General features: G+C 68.4%; 4 protein-coding genes and 1 pseudogene. 1 reads left to right on the top strand and 4 read right to left on the bottom strand.

Features of this window, described 5'->3' with window-relative positions:
- Positions 1-1,687 (top strand): MBG domain-containing protein (locus DZC52_RS01595; protein WP_147307577.1); only part of this gene is annotated, 1,687 nt, incomplete at its 5' end.
- A gap of 419 nt (positions 1,688-2,106) precedes the next feature.
- On the opposite strand, the gene DZC52_RS01590 is transcribed toward DZC52_RS01595, so the two are convergent.
- The 4 genes and pseudogenes from DZC52_RS01590 to DZC52_RS15435 all read right to left on the bottom strand — a co-directional run.
- Positions 2,107-3,453 carry an O-antigen ligase family protein gene (locus DZC52_RS01590; RefSeq protein ID WP_245960736.1) on the bottom strand — a complete coding sequence of 449 codons (1,347 nt, stop codon included), beginning with the start codon at positions 3,451-3,453 and terminating at the stop codon, positions 2,107-2,109.
- Positions 3,453-3,791, bottom strand: a complete 339-nt coding sequence (locus DZC52_RS01585) for a type II toxin-antitoxin system PemK/MazF family toxin (RefSeq protein ID WP_116649369.1) — start codon at positions 3,789-3,791, stop codon at positions 3,453-3,455. The genes DZC52_RS01590 and DZC52_RS01585 overlap by 1 nt, the downstream gene beginning before the upstream one ends.
- Positions 3,778-4,014, bottom strand: a complete 237-nt coding sequence (locus DZC52_RS01580) for a CopG family ribbon-helix-helix protein (RefSeq protein ID WP_116649368.1) — start codon at positions 4,012-4,014, stop codon at positions 3,778-3,780. Before DZC52_RS01580 ends, DZC52_RS01585 begins: the two co-directional genes overlap by 14 nt.
- 51 nt (positions 4,015-4,065) lie before the next feature.
- Positions 4,066-4,692: pseudogene (locus tag DZC52_RS15435) on the bottom strand (hypothetical protein); the annotation flags it as partial.

Genomic DNA, 4,692 nt, shown 5'->3' with positions numbered 1-4,692 from the left:
CCCGGGCGCCGCGCAGCCGCGCGAAGCCGAGGTGGTGATCGAGTCCAACGCCTCGACCACGCCCGATGCCGTGCTGCTCGAAGGCGAGGGCACGCCGGCGTCGGCCACGGTCACGCTGTCGAACCTGACGCAGACCTACGACGGCGCTACCAAGCCGGTAAGCGTCAGCACGACGCCGGCCGGACTCAACGTGGTCGTGACCTACGACGGCGGGACTGCCGCGCCGGTCGATGCAGGCAGCTACAGCGTGGCGGCCAGCATCGACGAGCCGGACTACAGCGGCAGCGCCGGCGACACGCTCGTCATCGAGTCGGCAGACCAGAACATCGTCTTCCCCGCCATCGCCGATCGCAGCGTCGACGACTCGCCGTTCACCGTCTCGGCCACGGCCGACTCCGGCCTGGCGGTCAGCTTCAGCGTGATCTCCGGTCCGGCCAGCGTCAGCGGCAACCAGGTCACGCTCGACGGCGTGCCCGGCACGGTCACGATCGAAGCCGCACAGCCCGGCAACAACAACTGGAACGCGGCACCGACGGTGCAGCAGAGCTTCCAGGTCACCGAGGGCGATGCCGCCAGCATCGAGGCGGTCAGCGCCACCACCATCGGCGGCCAGGCCGGCCAGCCGGTTGCCGCCGGCGACCTGCCGACGGTGCGCGTCACCGACAGCCAGGACAACCCGGTCTCGGGTGTCACGGTCAGCTTCTCCGTGGCCTCCGGCGGCGGCAGCGTCACGGGGGCAACCCAGGTGACCGACGCCAACGGCCAGGCCCAGGTGGGCGGCTGGACCCTGGGCAGTGATGCGACGCAAACGCTGGAAGCCGCCGCGCCGGGACTGACCGGCAGCCCGGTGGTGTTCACGGCCAACGTCGACCCGAGCATCGAACTGTCGATCAGCATCGATGACGGCCGCACGACCATCGAGCGGCAGCAGCGCAATACCTACGTCATCACGGCCAGCAATACCGGCCCGAACGACGCTCAGGATGTGGACGTCACCGCGCTCCTGCCCGCGGAATTCAATGAGTTCATGGCGGACTGGGTCTGCTATGCCGGTGTCGGTGCCAGCTGCGGCGCTTCTTCCGGAACCGGCAGCCTGCAGGACAGCGGTGCCGTGATCGGCGCCGGCGCATCGATCGTCTACGTGCTCGAAGCGAATGTCAGGCAGAACGCCGGCGGCATGATCGAGGTCGAGGCCCTGGTCGCTTCCGGCGGCGAGACGGCCACGGACACCGATACCACGCAGATTGTCATCACCGAAGACGCGATCTTCTCCGATCGCTTCGAGTCGGCCCAGACCGGCAACGCGGTCCGCTTCGACAGCGCCCGCGAGCAGGCCGGCGCCTGGCTGCAGTTTGCCGATCGCCTGGCCGGCGGCCTTCCCCCGCGGGTACTCCTGCGGGGAGAGGACGCGGCCGGCAACGACGTGTTCCGCGTCCGCGCCGTTCGGGCGGGCAAGCAGCTGCTCGTTCGCCTGTCCGTTCGCGACAGCGGCGGCGCATGGCATCGCGCTGGGTGGCAGCCGGTGACATCGCCCGAGCGCCTGCTTGCCGTCGACTACGATGCCGCAACCGGCACCCTGCTGGTTACCGGTGAAAAACTCCAGGCCAGCCTGCTCGGCAACAAGACCGCCCCGCAGGTCACACGCCTGATCGCCGACGACGGCATCACGCTGGAAATGGACGACTGACCCCGGTCGGCAACCCATTCCAGCGGCCCAAACGAAAAACGCCCGGCTCGAAAGGCCGGGCGTTTTTCTTTTCGGGTTGGGGGATGGGAAGCGTGGGAGGGGTTCAGGTTTCAGGTATCAGGTTTCAGGTTTCAGGTTTCAGGCGGCGGCTGCTCGCATTGGTGGGCGGCTTTGCCGCGAGAGATTCGGGGCTACTGGGTTGTCGTCCCGGCCCACGAGCCGGGACCTCCCAAACGAAGGCGCCAACCGATGGAAGGCCCCGGATTGACGGGTACCAGCCCGTCATCCCGGCCGTAGCGAAGCGGAGAGCCGGGACCTCCCAAACGAAGGCGCCAGCCGATGGAAGGCCCCGGATCAAGTCCGGGGCGACGAGCGCTCTTTCTTTTCCTGAAACCTGAAACCTGAACCCTGAAACCTATTCATCTCAACAACGCCCCGATATAAAACGCCAACACAACCTGCGTCCCAGGTATATGCCAGGAAAAATCCCCCAGCGCGACCAAACACAGGGCCGCCAGGCCGGCATAGAGGGCGATCCGCTCGGTGTTCATCCGGAAGCGCCGCAGCATCTTCCACGCCACCGCGCCGAGCAGGAGCAGCCCCGGCAGGCCGGTTTCGATGCCCCATTGCAGCAGGTCGTTGTGGGCGTAGTCGTACCAGCCGCGGATGTCGCCGGGCTGGAACTGCTTGAACACCGCCTCGAAGCCGCCCAGGCCGACGCCGTGGATCCACCAGGCGACGGGAAACTCGGTGAGCATGATCCGGAAGACTTCCAGGCGCGATTCCTCGCCGGTGGTGGCCAGCAGGCGTTCGGCCAGCGGAGTCAGGCCGTACCAGGTGGCGGCCACCAGCGCGCCGGCGGCGGCGATGTAGGCCGGCCAGGCCGAGGCGCCGTGGATCAGCCGGCGGTGGCGGCCCCAGAGCATCAGCGCCAGCAGGATGCCGAACACCCCGGCCGCCGAGCCCAGGCGCGAGCCGCTGCCGAGCATGGCCGCACCAATAATCGCCCCGCAAAGCACCGAGCCGGTCACGCGCAGCTCCAGCGGTAACCGGTGGATGCCCGGCACGCCGCGCACGAACCACAGCCCCACGGCCAGCGGCCAGGTCAGCGCCAGGTAGGCGCCGAAGAGGTTGCGGTTGGAGTAGCTGCCGTGCACCCAGTCGGGGTTGTTGCGCGGCCAGATGCCGAAGATCGTGTCCACGCCTCCGGCGTGCGACAGCAGCCCGTAGACGGCCTGGAACAGCGCCATGCCCACGATCGATAAAAACACCCAGTGGCGCAGCGGGCCGGGCAGGGCGCGGCCCAGCCAGGCGAACACGAACAGCGCCGTGAAGGCCGCCCAGCCGCGCAGCGTCGCGCCGGGGTCGGGCGACCAGGTATTCAGCGCCAGGCCGGGATAGTCCTGCAGGGTCTCGGGGTAGGGCCCGAACAGTCGCGCAAGCAACGGCAGCGGCAGCACGTAAAGCACCACCAGGGCGGTCATGATGCCCGCGAAGGTCAGCCAGTTGCGCGACGGCGGCTTGATCTCGCCCGACCAGATCGCAAACCCCGCCGCGCCGCAGGCCAGCAGCACCATCATCAGCAGGCTGGCGGTCAGCGTCTCGGGCGTGCGATGGCCCATCATCAGCGGCAGCACGGCCACGGCCGCGCAGACCAGCAGCGCGGCCGTCCGCAGCCGGGTTCCCGAACGTTCGCGCCGCTGCACTCGGCGGCGCCGTTGCCGGCGGTGGTGGCGGACATCCATGGACTGCTGCGATGCCGACATCAAAGCCCCAGCACGACCTTCAGGCCCTGATTGATCTCAGTGAGGCGGGCCGGTGACAGTGACCGCACGCGCTCGGTCAGCAGCGAGCGATCGAGCGTGAGCACCTGGGAGACGTTGACCACCGAAGGCTTGCCCAGGCCGGACTCGGAACGGGCGATACGGACATTGCCGGGCGCGGCCGCCAGACGCAGGTTGGAGGTGATCACCGCCACGACAACCGTCGCGATCTTGCTGGCATTGAAGGGATTGGACTGGATCACCAGGACCGGGCGGCGAAACCCGGGGCCCGATCCCGAAGGCTCGGGCAGGCTCGCCCACCAGATCTCACCACGCTTCATCTTGCAGCAGCGTCGATTGCACCTGGGTCCAGGCTTCGTCGAGTTCCGAGTCCTGCGTGGCGTACACCTGATCGAGCTGGGCCGTGATGGCTTCGGCGCCGTGCTGCGCCAGGTAGGCCTCCAGCGCTTCGGCAACCAGTTGGCTGCGCGCCATGCCGCGCTCCTTGGCAAAGCGCTCGGCGGCCTGGAAAACCGGGTCCGGAAGTGAAATGGCGATCTTCATGCCCGCAAGGTATCACCAGGGTATGACCGCGTCAACCGACCACGCCGGGGCTCAGTAATCGATCGCCCGGATGCGCAGCCGGCCCTCGGCGTCTTCGACGATGGAGTATTCCACGCGCCGCTCGGCGGTGGCCGGCTCGCGGTCGGGGTAGTTGACCCGCAGGTCGAAGCGCGCAGCCACGCGCCAGTCCTGCGCGCGCCGGTTGACGTCGAGCACCTCGATGTCGATGCGCCGCGCCGCCGACTCGTCGAACAGCCGCCCGTAGTTGTCGCGGAACCAGGCGCGCCCGCGGTTGCGGTTCTCGCGCGGCTCGGCGGCCAGCAGTGAGAGCAGGCCGTCGAGGTTGCCGACGGCGAACTGGAGGCTGTAATTGTCGAGTAAGTGTTGGATGCGGGCCTCGATTGGCGGAGCGGGGTCCGAAGGCGTGTTGGCTTGCGAGTCCGCGGCAGCCTGTCGCCCCGGACCTGATCCGGGGCCTTCCGGGCTACTGGTGCCTTCGGTTGGAAGGTCCCGGCTCTCCGCTTTGCTGCTGCCGGGACGACGGTCTGGCGTCTCGGTGTCTTCTTGCGGTTGGGGGCTTCGGTTGGTAGGCCCCGGATCGGGGTCCGGGGCGACGCTTTGCGTCGCTTCGGAAGACTCCTGTCGCCCCGGACTTGATCCGGGGCCTTCCGGGCTACT

The sequence above is a fragment of the Wenzhouxiangella sediminis genome (assembly GCF_003410055.1).
Lineage (GTDB): Bacteria > Pseudomonadota > Gammaproteobacteria > Xanthomonadales > Wenzhouxiangellaceae > Wenzhouxiangella > Wenzhouxiangella sediminis.
This window is presented reverse-complemented; position numbering and strand designations above follow the sequence as displayed.

What these genes read in the sequence shown, in the direction of transcription:
- DZC52_RS01590 (WP_245960736.1), bottom strand. Translation starts at nt 3,453, where the DNA reads ATGTCGGCATCGCAGCAGTCCATGGATGTCCGCCACCACCGCCGGCAA.
- DZC52_RS01585 (WP_116649369.1), bottom strand. Translation starts at nt 3,791, where the DNA reads ATGAAGCGTGGTGAGATCTGGTGGGCGAGCCTGCCCGAGCCTTCGGGA.
- DZC52_RS01580 (WP_116649368.1), bottom strand. Translation starts at nt 4,014, where the DNA reads ATGAAGATCGCCATTTCACTTCCGGACCCGGTTTTCCAGGCCGCCGAG.